The 420-nt window shown below is 45.7% G+C and carries 1 protein-coding gene; it reads right to left on the minus strand.

Translation table 11 applies throughout. From position 1 onward, the window contains the following. Nucleotides 1–109 precede the first annotated feature (109 nt). On the minus strand, nt 110–420 hold a 311-nt coding region (locus R0J92_RS21785; protein WP_411053174.1), incomplete at its 5' end, for a DUF2634 domain-containing protein.

The raw sequence follows: 420 nt of genomic DNA on the forward strand, positions 1-420 counted from the left end.
AGATTGAGCAAGTTCCGCAGCTGCAGGGGCCAACGCATTCCATATCACGCTGTTTTCACGTTTATCAATATCATCCGGTATACGTTCCAACATGCGTTCCATGATGGCTTCATAAGACTGTTCTCCAAACATCTTCGCCAATCACCTCCTCGATCTCCAAGGTTCCCTCATCTGTCACCACTTCAAATATCACCTTAAAGGCTGCCCCCTCTTTAGTGATCTCAAAATCTTGAACACTTTCGATTCTTTCATCCACTAAAAGAGCCTCTTCAATGAGCCGCGGGATTTCCATCTCCTTGTATTCGTCCGTTGATTCTTCATCAGACACAGCTTCCTGCACTTCGCATCCTACGTCATGGCTATAAACAGCATGCGAATATCGTTCCGTTCTTAAGGCCATATAGACGAATTGGCGAATGG

Source organism: Tritonibacter sp. SIMBA_163 (assembly GCF_046535935.1).
In the GTDB taxonomy this organism is placed as follows: domain Bacteria; phylum Pseudomonadota; class Alphaproteobacteria; order Rhodobacterales; family Rhodobacteraceae; genus Epibacterium; species Epibacterium scottomollicae.